The 13931-nt window shown below is 62.2% G+C and carries 17 protein-coding genes; 15 read left to right on the plus strand and 2 right to left on the minus strand.

The window, feature by feature from the left end:
* From DYI42_RS00005 to DYI42_RS00045, 9 genes are all read left to right on the plus strand, one after another.
* Positions 1-1283 (plus strand): IS3 family transposase gene (locus tag DYI42_RS00005; RefSeq protein ID WP_213543976.1). Its coding sequence is split into 2 segments (ribosomal slippage), with 1284 coding nucleotides annotated over them: positions 1-268 and positions 268-1283; the frame shifts between segments, so codons are not numbered across the junction. This gene is flagged as partial in the annotation.
* A gap of 35 nt (positions 1284-1318) precedes the next feature.
* Complete coding sequence (locus DYI42_RS00010; protein ID WP_213544079.1) at positions 1319-2215, plus strand: hypothetical protein; 897 nt, start codon at positions 1319-1321, stop codon at positions 2213-2215.
* 8 nt (positions 2216-2223) lie between these two features.
* Positions 2224-3387, plus strand: coding sequence for a CaiB/BaiF CoA transferase family protein (locus tag DYI42_RS00015; RefSeq protein WP_213543977.1), 1164 nt, complete (start codon positions 2224-2226; stop codon positions 3385-3387).
* A 42-nt stretch (positions 3388-3429) separates the two neighbouring features.
* On the plus strand, positions 3430-4650 hold the full coding sequence (locus DYI42_RS00020) for an acyl-CoA dehydrogenase (protein ID WP_213543978.1): 1221 nt from the start codon (positions 3430-3432) through the stop codon (positions 4648-4650).
* A 13-nt stretch (positions 4651-4663) separates the two neighbouring features.
* Positions 4664-5422, plus strand: a complete 759-nt coding sequence (locus tag DYI42_RS00025; protein ID WP_213543979.1) for an electron transfer flavoprotein subunit beta/FixA family protein — start codon at positions 4664-4666, stop codon at positions 5420-5422.
* Positions 5422-6348, plus strand: a complete 927-nt coding sequence (locus tag DYI42_RS00030; RefSeq protein ID WP_213543980.1) for an electron transfer flavoprotein subunit alpha/FixB family protein — start codon at positions 5422-5424, stop codon at positions 6346-6348. The genes DYI42_RS00025 and DYI42_RS00030 overlap by 1 nt, the downstream gene beginning before the upstream one ends.
* Before the next feature lie 174 nt (positions 6349-6522).
* On the plus strand, positions 6523-7356 hold the full coding sequence (locus tag DYI42_RS00035) for an MBL fold metallo-hydrolase (protein ID WP_244867331.1): 834 nt from the start codon (positions 6523-6525) through the stop codon (positions 7354-7356).
* A gap of 216 nt (positions 7357-7572) precedes the next feature.
* Positions 7573-7821 (plus strand): hypothetical protein, encoded by a 249-nt coding sequence (locus DYI42_RS00040; RefSeq protein WP_213543981.1) that lies wholly within the window; start codon positions 7573-7575, stop codon positions 7819-7821.
* Positions 7822-7932: 111 nt separating this feature from the next.
* Entirely contained in the window at positions 7933-8679 is a 747-nt protein-coding gene (locus tag DYI42_RS00045; protein WP_244867333.1) for a hypothetical protein, read from the plus strand.
* 241 nt (positions 8680-8920) lie between these two features.
* On the opposite strand, the gene DYI42_RS00050 is transcribed toward DYI42_RS00045, so the two are convergent.
* Positions 8921-9178: a helix-turn-helix domain-containing protein gene (locus tag DYI42_RS00050; protein ID WP_213543982.1), complete on the minus strand. Its 258-nt coding sequence runs from the start codon at positions 9176-9178 to the stop codon at positions 8921-8923.
* A 157-nt stretch (positions 9179-9335) separates the two neighbouring features.
* A complete protein-coding gene (locus DYI42_RS00055) occupies positions 9336-9656 on the minus strand; it encodes a hypothetical protein (protein WP_244867335.1) in 321 nt (106 codons plus the stop codon).
* Between the two features lie 144 nt (positions 9657-9800).
* Between DYI42_RS00055 and DYI42_RS00060 the strand changes: the two genes are divergently transcribed.
* Genes DYI42_RS00060 through DYI42_RS00085 form a run of 6 tightly spaced genes read left to right on the plus strand, consistent with a single transcriptional unit; the run spans position 9801 to position 13925 of the window.
* Complete coding sequence (locus DYI42_RS00060; protein ID WP_213544083.1) at positions 9801-10157, plus strand: hypothetical protein; 357 nt, start codon at positions 9801-9803, stop codon at positions 10155-10157.
* Positions 10158-10200: 43 nt separating this feature from the next.
* Entirely contained in the window at positions 10201-10821 is a 621-nt protein-coding gene (locus DYI42_RS00065) for a lytic transglycosylase domain-containing protein (RefSeq protein WP_213543983.1), read from the plus strand.
* Positions 10818-11117: a TrbC/VirB2 family protein gene (locus tag DYI42_RS00070; protein ID WP_213543984.1), complete on the plus strand. Its 300-nt coding sequence runs from the start codon at positions 10818-10820 to the stop codon at positions 11115-11117. Before DYI42_RS00065 ends, DYI42_RS00070 begins: the two co-directional genes overlap by 4 nt.
* A 12-nt stretch (positions 11118-11129) precedes the next feature.
* Entirely contained in the window at positions 11130-11408 is a 279-nt protein-coding gene (locus DYI42_RS00075; protein WP_213543985.1) for a type IV secretion system protein VirB3, read from the plus strand.
* Positions 11398-13761, plus strand: coding sequence for a type IV secretion system protein B4 (locus DYI42_RS00080; RefSeq protein WP_213543986.1), 2364 nt, complete (start codon positions 11398-11400; stop codon positions 13759-13761). Before DYI42_RS00075 ends, DYI42_RS00080 begins: the two co-directional genes overlap by 11 nt.
* Positions 13758-13925 carry a hypothetical protein gene (locus tag DYI42_RS00085; RefSeq protein WP_169726939.1) on the plus strand — a complete coding sequence of 56 codons (168 nt, stop codon included), beginning with the start codon at positions 13758-13760 and terminating at the stop codon, positions 13923-13925. Before DYI42_RS00080 ends, DYI42_RS00085 begins: the two co-directional genes overlap by 4 nt.
* Positions 13926-13931: the final 6 nt, after the last annotated feature.

Genomic DNA, 13931 nt, shown 5'->3' on the forward strand with positions numbered 1-13931 from the left:
AGGAAGCATCATTCGGCCGAGGAGAAGATCCGGATCGTGCTGGAGGGCCTGCGCGGCGAAGACAGCATTGCCGAGTTGTGCCGACGCGAGGGGATCGCGACGAGCCTGTATTACAGCTGGTCGAAGGAGTTCCTCGAGGCCGGCAAGAAGCGGCTCGCGGGCGACACGGCGCGGCAGGCGACGAGCCCCGAGGTCAAGGAGCTCCGGCACGAGGCGGTCGCTCTCAAAGAGGCCGTCGCCGACCTCACGCTCGAGAACCGCATGCTCAAAAAAAGCATGCTCGGGGATGGGGAGTTCGAGGAATGAGGTACCCCGCATCCGAGAAGCTCGAGATCATTCGGCAAGTGGAGCGGTCTCACCTGCCGGCGAAGCAGACCCTAGACCTGCTCGGCATTCCCCGGACGACCTTCTACCGCTGGTATGATCGGTATCTGTCTCTGGGCAAAGCTGGGCTCGAAGATCGGGCGTCATGCCCGGCGCGCGTCTGGAACCGGATCCCGGACAAGGTGCGTGACGAGATCATCGAACTGGCCCTCGACGAGCCGGAGCTGTCGCCGCGGGAACTGGCTGTGCGGTTCACGGACACGAAGCGCTACTTCGTCTCGGAAGCCAGCGTTTACAGGCTCTTGAAGGCACAGGACCTAATCACGAGCCCGGCGTTTGTGGTTATCAAAGCTGCCGACGAGTTCCGAGACAAGACGAGCCGACCGAACCAGCTTTGGCAGACCGACTTCACCTACTTCAAGGTGGTCGGCTGGGGGTGGTTCTACCTGTCGACGATCCTCGATGATTACAGCCGCTACGTCATTGCCTGGCGGCTGTGCACGACGATGAAGGCATCGGACGTGACCGCGACGCTGGAAGATGCCCTGGTCGCCTCGGGCTGCGACCGTGCCAAGGTTGCGCATCGGCCCCGGCTGCTCAGCGATAATGGCAGCAGTTACATCTCCGGGGAGCTGGCCGACTGGATGGCCAGCCAGGACATGGATCATGTTCGCGGTGCCCCGCGCCATCCGCAAACCCAGGGCAAGATCGAGCGCTGGCACCAGACCCTCAAGAACCGCGTCCTGCTCGAGAACTACTACCTGCCAGGCGCCTTGGAAACGGCGATCGCCGACTTCATCGACCACTACAACCACCACCGCTACCACGAGAGCCTCGGCAACCTCATCCCTGCCGATGTCTATCTCGGCAGGGCTGAAGCCATCCTGCGACGACGAAGGGAGATCAAAGCCAGGACCATCGAGAAGCGCCGCTTGCTGCACCGCCAGACAGCGGCATAAACTGAAACCCCAACGAGCCAGACCCTCCGTTCGAGATCAGGCGCTCGTGTTCCAAATCACCTGACGACGGACATGGCGACCTTCCTGGATTAGACACTTTCAAAGGTGAGATCTTACATTCCGCCACGTTCCAGAATGGTGCGGATTACAAGGGCAAGAGAGCGATGGTTGTCGGCACAGGCAACAGTGCGCATGATGTCGCCCAGGATCTTTATATGAAGGGCGCTGAAGAGGTTTCAATCCTTCAGCGCGGGCCAACTTGCGTCGTTAGTCTGCAACCAAGTGCCGAGATGATCTATAAGATTTACTCCAATGGCGATCCACTGGAAGACGTCGATCTGATTGCCGCCTCGACCCCATATCCGGTCCTGGTAGATGCCTACAGGTCTATATCGCAGAAGGCCGCCCAAATCGACGCAGACATGCTTCAAGCCCTTAACGATAAGGGGCTAAAGACCTATTTTGGCGAGGACGGTACCGGCTTTCAAATGATGTTCATGCGCGGAAAAGGCGGCTACTACATCGACGTGGGTTGCGCTGACCTAATCGCCGACGGCAAAGTTGACATCGTCCAACACAGCGAAATGGACCACGTCGAGGCCAACGGAATGCGAATGAAGGACGGCAGTCTGATCCCGCTTGACCTTCTAGTGCTTGCAACCGGCTTCAAAAACATGCAGGAAAACATCCGGCTTATCTTCGGCGATATGGTGGCGGAACGCGTCGGCCCGGTCTGGGGGTTTGACGAGCATCACCAAATGCGCGGGATGTGGCGACGAACCGGTCAGGACGGGTTCTGGATCACCGGCGGTTCGCTGCTCGATTCCCGCATCTTCTCACGCTATCTCGCGATCGAAGTGAAGGCTGCGCTTCTAGGAATGTTGCCTGCCCGATCAGAGCTTCCGCTTGCCGAAAAGGTCGAAGCGATTTGACACCCGAGATGACAACGGTCCCCCCGCAGTCCGGACCTCTCGCCGGCATTCGCATTGTTGAGTTTGCAGGCGTGGGCCCGGGGCCGTTCTGCGCAATGTTGCTCGCCGACATGGGTGCCGAAGTCATCACCGTGGACCGGGTCACGGCCCATGGGCTGGGGATCAAGAAAGAACCGCGACACAACCCGACGTTACGCAGCCGTCAATCGATACGTATCGATCTGAAAACGTCGAACGGATTGGCCACCGCATTACGTTTGGTCAGCCAGGCCGACGCTCTCATCGAAGGCAACCGCCCGGGTGTGATGGAGCGCCTCGGCATCGGGCCCGCCGAATGCCTTACGGCCAATCCGGCGCTGGTCTACGGTCGGATGACCGGCTGGGGGCAGGACGGACCAATGGCGCAGGAAGTGGGCCATGATCTCAACTATCTCGCCCTCTCCGGCGCCCTTTCGCTTCTGGGACCACGCGACCGCCCGCCCACCATTCCGCTCAACCTACTGGCCGATCTAGGCGGCGGCGGCGTCTATCTCGCCCTCGGCATCCTCGCCGCGCTGCTCGACGCCCGCACCAGCGGCAAAGGACAGGTTGTCGACGCCTCCATGCTCGACGGCATCGGCTCGCTGATGACCCACCAGTTCGGCTACTTTGGCGCCGGCACATGGTCTGACAAGCGCGAGGACAACTTCCTCGACGGCGGCGCGCCCTGGTACAACACCTACGAAACCTCCGACGGCAAGTTCGTCGCCGTCGGCGCGATCGAGCCCAAGTTTTACCGCGTGCTGCTGGAGGCCATGGGCATCGACCCCGACGAGGTGCCAGAAGCGATGGACCGCGCCTCCTGGCCCGGGCTGAAGAAACGGTTCGCCGAGATCTTCAACCAGCGCAGTCGCGCCGAATGGGAAGCGATCATGGAAGGCAAGCCCGCCTGCTTCGCCCCGGTCCTGCGTCCCGAGGAGGCGGTGAATCACCCTCACATGCAGGCGCGGGGCAGCTATGTCGACGTCCAAGGCATCACCCAACCCGCCCCCGCGCCCCGCTTTTCCCGCACGCCCAACGCCGTGCGCAGCGCACCGCCCGAGCCGGGGGCCAACACGTACGACGTGCTCAACGGCTGGGGATTTTCTGCGCAAGAGATCGAAGACCTCGCCGCCAGTGGCGCCATCGCCTGACCGGCCCGTGCCCGGCCCGAAACAGCCTTAAAGGAGACTCCGATGAACGTTCAGTCCCCCCTGAAGCCCAAAGACGCCCCCGATCTCGGCCCCTATTCCTGGGACGACCCGTTCCGGCTTGAAGACCAGCTTTCCGAAGTGGAGCGGCTGATCCGCGACGCGGCCCGCAACTACGCCGCTGAAAAGCTCGCGCCCCGTGTCATCGCAGCGTACCGCGACGAGGCCGTTTCTCCGGAGATCTTCGCCGAAATGGGGCAAATGGGCCTGCTTGGCGTCACCATCCCCGAGGCCTACGGTGGCGTCGGGGCCTCCTATGTGTCCTACGGTCTCGTGTCGCGCGAGATCGAGCGCATAGACTCCGGTTATCGCTCGATGATGTCGGTGCAAAGCTCGCTGGTGATGTATCCCATCTACGCCTACGGTACCGAGGAACAGCGCCAGAAATACCTTCCCAAGCTGGCCTCCGGCGAGTGGATCGGCTGCTTCGGCCTCACCGAGCCCGATGCCGGCTCCGATCCGGGCAGTATGCGAACCGTGGCGAAGAAAACCGAGGGCGGCTACGTGCTCACCGGTACCAAGATGTGGATCTCGAACGCCCCGATTGCTGATGTCTTCGTGGTCTGGGCCAAGTCAGAAGCCCACGGCGGCAAGATCCGTGGTTTCGTGCTGGAAAAAGGCATGAAGGGCCTCTCCGCCCCCAAGATCGCGGGCAAACTCTCCCTGCGGGCCTCGGTGACCGGCGAGATCATTCTAAAAGGCGTCGAGGTGGGCGACGACGCGCTTCTGCCCAACGTCGAAGGGCTCAAGGGCCCCTTCGGCTGCCTCAACCGCGCCCGTTACGGCATTTCCTGGGGTGTCATGGGCGCCGCCGAGTTCTGCATGCACGCCGCGCGGCAATACGGGCTCGACCGCAAGCAATTCGGCAAGCCGCTGGCCCAAACCCAACTGTTCCAGAAGAAGCTGGCCGATATGTCGACCCAGATCGCCATGGGCCTACAGTCCTGCCTGCGGGTGGGCCGCCTACTCGACGACGCCGAGGCAGCCCCGGAGATGATCAGCATGATCAAGCGCACCAACTGCGGCAATGCACTGGATATCGCCCGGATGGCCCGCGACATGCACGGCGGCAACGGCATCTCCGAGGAATTTCAGGTGATGCGCCACGCCGCAAACCTTGAAACGGTGAACACCTACGAGGGCACCCACGACGTCCACGCGCTGATTCTCGGACGTTCTATAACCGGCCTCCAGGCCTTTTTCTAAGGAGGTTGGACCAGTGAAAATCCTCGTCCCCGTCAAGCGGGTGATCGACTACAACGTGAAAGTCCGGGTGAAATCGGATGGCTCGGGTGTCGATCTTGCCAACGTGAAAATGTCGATGAACCCCTTTGACGAGATCGCCGTCGAAGAGGCGATCCGCCTGAAAGAGGCCGGGACCGCCGAAGAGGTGATTGCCGTCTCCATCGGCGTGAAACAGGCGCAGGAAACGCTGCGTACCGCGCTCGCCATGGGCGCCGACCGGGCAATTCTCGTGGTGGCCGCCGATGACGTGCACCAGGACATCGAGCCGCTGGCCGTCGCCAAGATCCTTGCCAAGGTGGTCGAGGAAGAGCAGCCGGGCCTCGTGCTCGCCGGCAAGCAGGCGATCGACAACGACATGAACGCCACCGGCCAGATGCTTTCGGCCCTGCTGGGCTGGAGCCAGGCCACCTTCGCCTCCGAGGTGAAGGTCGAGGGCGACAGCGCGGTGGTGACCCGCGAAGTGGACGGCGGCCTCCAAACCATCAAGGTGAAGATGCCCGCCATCGTCACCGTGGACCTGCGCCTCAACGAGCCGCGTTATGCCTCGCTGCCCAACATCATGAAGGCCAAGAAGAAGCCGCTGGATGAGAAGACCGCCGAGGATTACGGCGTGGATGTCAGCCCGCGCCTTGAAGTGGTGAAGACCTCCGAGCCCGAAACCCGCCAGGCCGGCGAGATCGTGCCCGATGTGGATACGCTGGTGGCCAAACTCAAAGAAAAGGGGGTCGTGTGATGGCTGTTCTCCTTCTTGCCGAAGTGACCGATGGCGAACTGTCGATGGACGCGACCGCCAAGGCTGTCTCGGCCGCCAAATCGCTGGGCGAAGTGACCGTACTCTGCGCCGGGGCTTCTGCCGCCGCCGCCGGTGAGGCCGCCGCGAAGATCGACGGCGTGGCCAAGGTGCTGGTTGCCGAGGATGCCTCGCTGGGCCACCGCCTGGCGGAGCCGACCGCGGCGCTGATCGTCTCCCTCGCGGGCGACTACAGCCACATCTGCGCGCCCGCCACGACGGACGCCAAGAACGTCATGCCCCGCGTCGCGGCGCTACTCGACGTGATGATTTTGTCGGACGTCTCCGGCGTGGTCGATGCCGACACCTTCGAGCGCCCGATCTACGCTGGCAACGCGATCCAGACGGTGAAGTCGAAGGACGAAAAGAAGGTTATCACCTTCCGGACCTCGACCTTCGACGCCGCCGGCGAAGGTGGCGCGGCTTCGGTGGAAAGCACCGCCGCCGCTGACAACCCGGGCCTGTCGGAATGGGTCGAGGACAAGGTGGCCGAGAGCGACCGCCCCGAGCTGACCTCGGCTGGCATCGTCGTCTCCGGCGGCCGCGGCGTGGGCTCGGAAGAGGACTTCGCGCTGATCGAGAAGCTGGCCGACAAACTCGGCGCCGCCGTGGGCGCCTCACGCGCCGCAGTCGATTCCGGCTTCGCGCCGAACGACTGGCAGGTGGGCCAGACCGGCAAGGTCGTCGCCCCCGAGCTCTACGTCGCCGTGGGCATCTCGGGCGCGATCCAGCACCTCGCCGGGATGAAGGACAGCAAGGTGATCGTCGCGATCAACAAGGACGAGGAAGCGCCGATCTTCCAGGTCGCCGACTACGGCCTCGTCGCAGACCTCTTCACCGCCGTCCCGGAGCTTATCGAGAAGCTCTGAGATGGATTTCACCCTCTACCTTCTCCCTGAGGGCGAAACCCTGGTGACACCGATAGTATCGGTGCCGCCGCTTTTCCGTACCACGAGGTTGCCTGTGAAGAAGCGCCGTCCGGACAGGATCCGCCCGAACTGGTTTCGGACCTTGGCAGGTTCTCTTACGAAGGAAATCGCCTGTTGACCGAGAAGATGTTCCTTGAGGAATCCGAACCAGTACGCGGTCGAGTAGTGCCAATTGCCGGCGGGCTCAGGCGGCTCGTCGCCAACAATCCAGGCAAGATGACCTACCACGGGACCAATAGCTATCTGCTCGAGAGTTCGGAAGGTATGTACGTCATTGATCCGGGGCCGGCCGAACTGGGCGGACATTTGGACGCAATCGTCGAGCATCTGGGAACCAACGGAGCCGGGATCCTCGTCACGCATCACCATTCCGACCATTTTGGGGCGGCGCCGGCTCTGCGCGAGCGGACGGGAATGCCTGTCTATGTTTCGAGCACATTTCCCGACGACGCGTTCGAACCGGACGGCTATCTCGAGGACGGCCAAGTTATCGCCGGCCTGACCGTCCTGCATACGCCCGGGCATGCCAGCGATCACCTCTGCTTCGCGAGATCGGACGGTGTGCTCTTTTCGGGCGACCACGTGATGAGCTGGAACAGTTCGATCGTCAGCCCACCAGACGGGAACATGCGCGATTACTGCGAGCAGCTCCAAAGACTCATCGAGCGCGACGACCAGATCTATCTCTCCGGACACGGGCCGGTTCTTCGCGATCCAAAACCTTACGTCCAGCGGCTGCTCGGCAACAGGATGAGGCGGGAAGCCGAGATCCTTGCCCATCTGTCAGCGGCGCCTGACACGATCCCGGAGATCGCAGCCGCAGTCTACCAGAAGGCTGACCCGCACATCGCGAAGGCAGCTGAACGGAATGTCGCGGCGCACCTTGAGAAGCTTCTCGCGGAGTCGCGCGTCGTCCAGAATGGCGCGCTATGGCAGGCGATTTATTAACATAAGTTCTATTATGCGATTCTTGGTAAGCTTTTGGATTCACGTCATAATTCGTCCTCTACCACCTCCCTGTGGACGAATTCCTGGCGGCGCCGGGTTTCCCGGTGCCGCCTCCTTTTCCAGCGAGGCGTAAGGAGCCCAGCCAAAAAACCGAACGCGACACTGACTCGCACGGTTCGGGTGACCACCGCAATCGGCTCAGAAAGGCAGGTACCGATGGATGCCAGACAGGACGAAGGCACGGCGATTGCCCGTTTGGTCGGTGGCTCATCGAGTCGGACTGTCGGCTGGGTGTATCTCTGGAACACGTTCGAGCTTGGCGTCCTGTGGCTGCGCCGCGATCTGGCACCGGAGTACATCGAACCGCCGCTGGACCCGGAGGTTCTTGCAAGGGCCAAGTCCGTGACCACCGACGAGATCACTGCGCTTCTTGATAGACTCGCAGCGGGTGGGACAGCCCGGTAGATTGAATGGGTGTCGGACGCCAGGCCCGATCATCCATTGATATATTTTGCGTGACATTGCTATATTATTGATGAATGATACGGGAAACCTCCATCCTGATGGACCCCGCCCATGCTTCGCTCAACCACCCGTTACATTGTCGCCGCCGCCATCGGCGCTCTCCCGTTCCTGGGCGGCACAATCCACGCCTCGGCACAATCCTACCCGATCGATTGCGCGATCCTGCTGTGCCTCTCAGGCGGATGGCCGGCATCCGTTCCCTGCGCGCGGGCCCGCGCCGAGTTTATCCGGCGGATCACGCCCTGGCCCGTTGAACCGCCGCTGCAGATATGGCGCTGCCCGATGGGCGCGTCGTTCCACCCCAACGGTGACGGCGACCACAGCGGTCGCCTCTACGACATCCTGTTTGACAGCGCCCCCCTGCCCCAAAGCCGTCCTGTAAACCAGCAGCGAACCGGGACTGACGCCACACCGGCAGTACTTACTTTGAACCCGGATCGAGATGCCAGGTTGCCGAATGGGCTCGCGCTACACCTGGCACAGGACCGGGCAGACATCGATATCAGCGGCCCCGAGTTCAATTTCGTGCGCTCGATCCGAGTCTATGACGTGCGATACGCCCGACAGCATGAATCCGGCCGCGATGGGAATTGCAATCGAACCGCGACGGTCCGCCTCGGAACCTACGGGGTTCAGGGTGAATTCGCCTGGACGCCATCCGCTCCGACGTCCCTGCCCGACGCCCATCTAGGCCTTGAACGGTGGGGCGAGCATTGCCCGGGCATCTTTCATCGGTCGGTCTTCGTCGACTGGCGCGATTACGAGGGCAACTACGGCTACGAGCAGGTCAACTACTGAGCGACACATCGTGCCTGCTCGTCGCGTGGCAAAGTGAACAGCGCCTGCCCCACATGACCCTGGCCGTCCCGGATGACTCTGTTGTGACCCTTGAGCCACCACTCAGGACAGAACTCGCACAATACTATAGGGTTGTCTTCCGCGCGTTCCGCGAGCCCGCGGCCCTGACCACTACCAGTCGGAGATGAACGAGCCGTGCGCCTTGCGCCAGCTTCCCATCGACTGACGCCCACTTCCAGCTTCAGATCCTATGATCCGGCTCCGTCGCGCCCTCTGCAACCGACAACAATTCGTGAGCCTCTATCCCCAGGGCCCGCGCGAGCACGATCAGCTCGATGACGTCGATCCTGCGCTCGCCGCTCTCGACCCGCGCGACGAAGGACTGATGACACTTTAGCCTCCCGGCGAGTTCCTCCTGCGTCAACGCAGCAGTCTTTCTCGCCGCGATCAATGCATCGCGCAGCGCCTCATGTCCCGAACTCCTGATCGTCTTAGCCACGCGTCACAAACCTCTTGTGAACGGGCTAATCCAGTTTGTAGATTATCTAAAAAGTGGATATTGTGGGCGCGACATGGATTCTGCGGTCAAACCTGTTCCTTCGTATGGCATCGTGGGCCCTTCCAATAGATCCACGACAGGTTCGCGCTTCCAGACGTCACCGATCGATCGTCTCCAGGAAACGTCCGTATTCCTCGCTCACTTCGCGCGCTTCTTCGAAGGCCCGCGCACGCTCAGCTTCGAGACAGCGGAAGTAGCGCTGGATGTTGCGGATGTAGAGCTCGAAGTCGCGCCGGATGAGATCGGCGTAGTCCCGGGCGGCCTGTGCGTCGCCTGGGACATAGGGGCGATTCGGGGCGAGGCAGGATTCGGCCGAGGCATTTCCGGTGGATAGAAAGAGCAGAAGTATAGCCTGCGATGCGCAAGCCCCACTCAACCGGAGGTTACGCAAATCCCTTAATTTCTTGATCAATCGCATGCGCCCGGTTAATCCATTGCGTGAGCGAGAATCCGCCTGCCGCGCGGTCAATATATCTTGTGCGTCAATACTATATCATTGTATGTCTGGGCTTCTACATCTTTGGCCCGGTCATTCGCCTTTATGGAGAACGTGATCCGGGTGATGGACCTAGAAAAAGAAGCCCCGAATGTGGTCACCGAACCCAGATTCCGCGATCTGGTCGCCAGCGGCTATCGCGTCGAAGTTGTCTGCAAGGAGGACGCCTTCAAGAAAGGCCCCAACTGGCACGGGGTCTGGATTTTGCGGGCTGTCAGCGACGAAGGCGTCGAAAAGCTCTTGGTCACCGCCCGGACCCGGACCTCGCGCAATGATATCAAGATCCGCGAGATCAGGACTGTCACCGGCGTCATCTCCTTCCTGCAGGGCATCGGCTTCTCCCATGCCGACATCCCACTCGAGGAGGGCAAGCGGACGGTCCAAAAGCTCTCAGGCGAGGAGATTTCTGCCCGCCGGGGCTAGCGCCCTTCTTTTAACCTTCCTGAGCTTTCCGGCGTCAGCCGAAATGGTATTGGTAATGGGGAGCGACGGTTCGCTCTCCCCGTCGGCCGCGCAGACAAGCTTTACCCGCACCTACAATGACGGGATCGGGCAAGGATCCGCTTCGGACGGGCTGCGCATCTTTGGCGAGGACAAGGATGCTGCAGAGAACTATAAGTTCCGGGTCGCGGCTATCGCACCGTATGGGCCCGCGCCTCGCCCGGACATCCTCGCGGCGATCCAGGACACCGGGCTGCGCTATTCCGGCCACCCCGGACTTCGCGCGGCGGACATCACCGTCACGGACTGGCTCAAGCTCTATCGGGCCAATATCGAGATCGAGAGCGCCTATGATCCGCGCGCCGTCTCCCATGCCGGGGCCATCGGGCTCGGGCAGCTCATGCCCGACACGGCCCGCGCGCTCGGGGTCGATCCCCATGACTGGCGGCAGAACCTCGACGGATCGGCCCGCTATCTCGCGCTGATGCTGGCCGAGTTCGGTGACGTGCGCCTCGCGCTTGCCGCCTACAGTGCCGGACCCGACGCCGTGCGAGGCAACGGCGGCATTCCCCCGTTTCAAGAGACCCATTCCCACGTCCAGCGGGTGCTGGCCGTCTTCAACCGGCTGGAAGGAGCGTCCCCATGAAGCCATTGACGAAATCCCTGATCACCCTTGCCGCTCTCCTCATCGTTGCGGCAGAACCGGCCCTGGCCCAGAGCATCGATCTCTCCCCGATTCAAAGCTTGCTTCAGGGTATCGTGGACGCGCTGACCGGACCACTTGGCGTCGTCATCGCCACCCTCGCGGTCCTCGGCGTGTTCCTCAGCTGGTTCTTCAACATCATCGATCTGCGCCAGGCGCTCTGGGTGCTGGTGGGCATCGCGGGCGTTGCGGCCGCACCGACCATCGTCGCCGCGGTCTTTGGTGGTGGTACGCCGTAAGGGGTCGGCAACGTGGCAGAGCGCTCCCCCCTCTTCCTGGGCCTTGTCCGCCCGCCGAAGCTCCTCGGCCTGCCGATCATGTACGCCATGGTCTGGCTCTTCGGCTCGGTGCTGCTCTTCGTCTGGGTGCAGCACATGGTGGTGCTCGGTGTGGCGGCGGTGCTCTACCCTGTGCTCTGGAAGGCGGCGGACTGGGATCCGCGCTTCATCGACGTGATGATGACGGCGCTCCAGGAGACGCCGCCGACACGGAACCGCGCCATCCACGGAGGCGACAGTTATGCCCCGTGATGAGACCTACGACGAGCGCACCCTGTTGCCAGACTGGTACGCCCGGGAAAAACGCCTCGCGCATATGCTGCCCTATGTCAGCCTCGTCGATGACAACACCGTCCGGACCCGGGTCAACGAACTCTTCCAATGCGTCCGGCTGAGCGGGGTCAACAGCTACACCACGGACGATACCTATCTCGACAAGGTGACGGCGCTCTTTGCCCGGATCATCGCGCAGCTGGGACCCGAGTTCAGCTACTACGTGCACAAGGTCTCGAAGTCGATCACCCCGGACTTGCTCCCGGTCCAGGGTGACGGCTTCGCGGCGGCGGTGGATGATGCCTGGCGTGCAAAGCTTGCCACAGCAGGTCTTCGGGACAAGACCCTCACACTCACCATCATCCACCGCCCGCCACCCAAAAGCTTCCTTGGTTTCGTGAATCGATCTGCACCGGAGCGGTTCAAGGAAGAGACGGCCAAACGGATCAGACGTCTCAAGGAGGCGGTCGGCGTCTTCACCTCCGGCCTAGCCGAACTCAAGCCCCGCATCCTCTCGGCGACCTCCGGCGAGTTGGTCGGGTTCCTCGGTTCGCTTAACACAGGTCGCGAACTGCCGCTTCACCCCGCAAACCGCTACGGGTTTCTGGCCTACAACGTTGCCAATACCCGCGTGACGTTTCTGGAGGATCACTTCGAGCTCTCGGACGGTGTGGTCGGCCACCGCTTCGGCAAGAGCTTCACCATCGGCGAATATGCCGAAGGGACGACCTGCACCATGTTCGACATGCTGAACCTCCCGGTCGACATGATCGTCACGCACTCTTTCACGCCGATCAATTCGAACCTGATGGCGGGCCGGATCAAACGCCAGAAACGCCAGATGCAGGCCTCGCAAGACGCCGCGCTTTCGCTCCTCGAGGCGCTCGACATCGCGCATGATGATCTTGAGGCCAAACGCCAGAGCTTCGGTGAGCACCACATGGTGGTGACCGTCTTCTGCGACAGCCTCGAGGAGTTGCAAACCCTCGGGGCCGAGATCGTGAACGCCGCGGCCGCCGAGGGCGTGAAGATGATCGGCGAGCGGATGGCCGCGAAATCGCACTACTTCAGCCAGCATCCGGGCAACCAGCCGAAACGCGTCCGCGCCAGCGCCGTCACCAACCGCAACTTCGCGGATTTCGCAGCACTTCATCGCACGCAGCTCGGCAAGGAGAAACACCAACTGCCCTGGGGCCAGGAGATCACGCTCTTCCCGACGCCGGAACAGAGCGCCTATCGTTTCTCTTATCACGAACAGGGTTCACCCGAGAAAGAGCCCACCAGCGGGCATACCCTGATCCTGGGTCGTCCCGGCTCGGGTAAATCCGTCCTCTCGGCCTTCCTCATGACGCAAGCCAGGCGGGTCGGCGCCCGCATCTTCGTCTTTGATTATCGGCTCGGGATGGAGATGGCAGTCCGCGCCAATGGCGGGCGCTATGCCTCGATCAAGGCGGGACAGGCGACCGGCCTCAACCCGCTCTGGACCGAGATCGATGAGCGCGGCACGGCCTGGCTCTCTGATTGGCTCGCCTCGCTCCTCTATCGCTCCGACAAGCCCCTGACCCCGGCCCAGACCAACCGCATCCAGGAGGTGGTCCGCCAGAACGCCACTGCCAGTAACCCCGCTCTTCGGAACTGGAAGGACTTCGCGTCGCTCTTCGTCTCGACCGACGACAATGGCGATCTGCACGAGCGGCTCTTCGAGTGGACTGAGGACGGCCGCTACGGCTGGATCTTCGGCCAGAGCCTCGAGGACACCTTCTCCCTTGATGGCGATGTCGTGGGGTTTGACCTGACCGGCATTCTCGACAGCGAGAGCGAGAAGGAACGAATGGCGGTTCTCTCCTATCTCTTCCGCCGGATCGAGCGGGAGATCGAGGACCGTCGCCCCACGATCATTGTGATCGACGAGGCATGGAAGGCGCTCGACAACCCGTACTTTGCCGAACGGCTCTCGAACTGGCTGGTGACCGCCCGGAAACAGAACACGGTCGCGGTGATGATGACACAATATGCGAGCCAGTTAGAGCGCACGCGGACCGGCAAGACCATCGTCGAGGCGGTGCCTACCCAGATCCTGCTCCCGAACATCCGCGCCCACGCCTCGGATTACGCGATGCTCAACCTCTTCGAGAAGGAACTCGACGTGCTCCTCAACACCGGCAGCGACAGTCGCCTCGCGCTCATCCGTGACGACAGCGGCTCCGTGGTGGTCGATGCCGACCTCTCCGCCCTCGGTCCTCTCCTCACCATCCTCGGCGGCATGGAGAAGGGCGAAGCCCTCGTCGGCTCCGACTACCGCGACAGACCTGATTTCTGGAGGCTCCCATGATCCGACCCCTCATCCTCCTCGCCGCACTCGGCGTTCTCTCTTCTTGCGCCGAATATCGCGAGCCCCAGGCCAACTGCTTCGCCTTCCGCGCCTCGTTAGATCAGGTCGAGCCGGATTGCATCTTCACACCCATCGGAAACCCGGAAGACGGCGTTGAGGTCTAGGGTCGC

The sequence above is a fragment of the Vannielia litorea genome, from assembly GCF_018424695.1.
In the GTDB taxonomy this organism is placed as follows: Bacteria; Pseudomonadota; Alphaproteobacteria; order Rhodobacterales; family Rhodobacteraceae; genus Vannielia; species Vannielia litorea_A.

Excerpts from the sequence above, each read along its gene's own strand:
- DYI42_RS00015 (WP_213543977.1), top strand. The coding sequence starts at position 2,224 with ATGACAACGGTCCCCCCGCAGTCCGGACCTCTCGCCGGCATTCGCATT.
- DYI42_RS00020 (WP_213543978.1), top strand. The coding sequence starts at position 3,430 with ATGAACGTTCAGTCCCCCCTGAAGCCCAAAGACGCCCCCGATCTCGGC.
- DYI42_RS00030 (WP_213543980.1), top strand. The coding sequence starts at position 5,422 with ATGGCTGTTCTCCTTCTTGCCGAAGTGACCGATGGCGAACTGTCGATG.
- DYI42_RS00040 (WP_213543981.1), top strand. The coding sequence starts at position 7,573 with ATGGATGCCAGACAGGACGAAGGCACGGCGATTGCCCGTTTGGTCGGT.
- DYI42_RS00045 (WP_244867333.1), top strand. The coding sequence starts at position 7,933 with ATGCTTCGCTCAACCACCCGTTACATTGTCGCCGCCGCCATCGGCGCT.
- DYI42_RS00055 (WP_244867335.1), bottom strand. The coding sequence starts at position 9,656 with ATGCGATTGATCAAGAAATTAAGGGATTTGCGTAACCTCCGGTTGAGT.
- DYI42_RS00060 (WP_213544083.1), top strand. The coding sequence starts at position 9,801 with ATGGACCTAGAAAAAGAAGCCCCGAATGTGGTCACCGAACCCAGATTC.
- DYI42_RS00065 (WP_213543983.1), top strand. The coding sequence starts at position 10,201 with ATGGTATTGGTAATGGGGAGCGACGGTTCGCTCTCCCCGTCGGCCGCG.
- DYI42_RS00070 (WP_213543984.1), top strand. The coding sequence starts at position 10,818 with ATGAAGCCATTGACGAAATCCCTGATCACCCTTGCCGCTCTCCTCATC.
- DYI42_RS00080 (WP_213543986.1), top strand. The coding sequence starts at position 11,398 with ATGCCCCGTGATGAGACCTACGACGAGCGCACCCTGTTGCCAGACTGG.
- DYI42_RS00085 (WP_169726939.1), top strand. The coding sequence starts at position 13,758 with ATGATCCGACCCCTCATCCTCCTCGCCGCACTCGGCGTTCTCTCTTCT.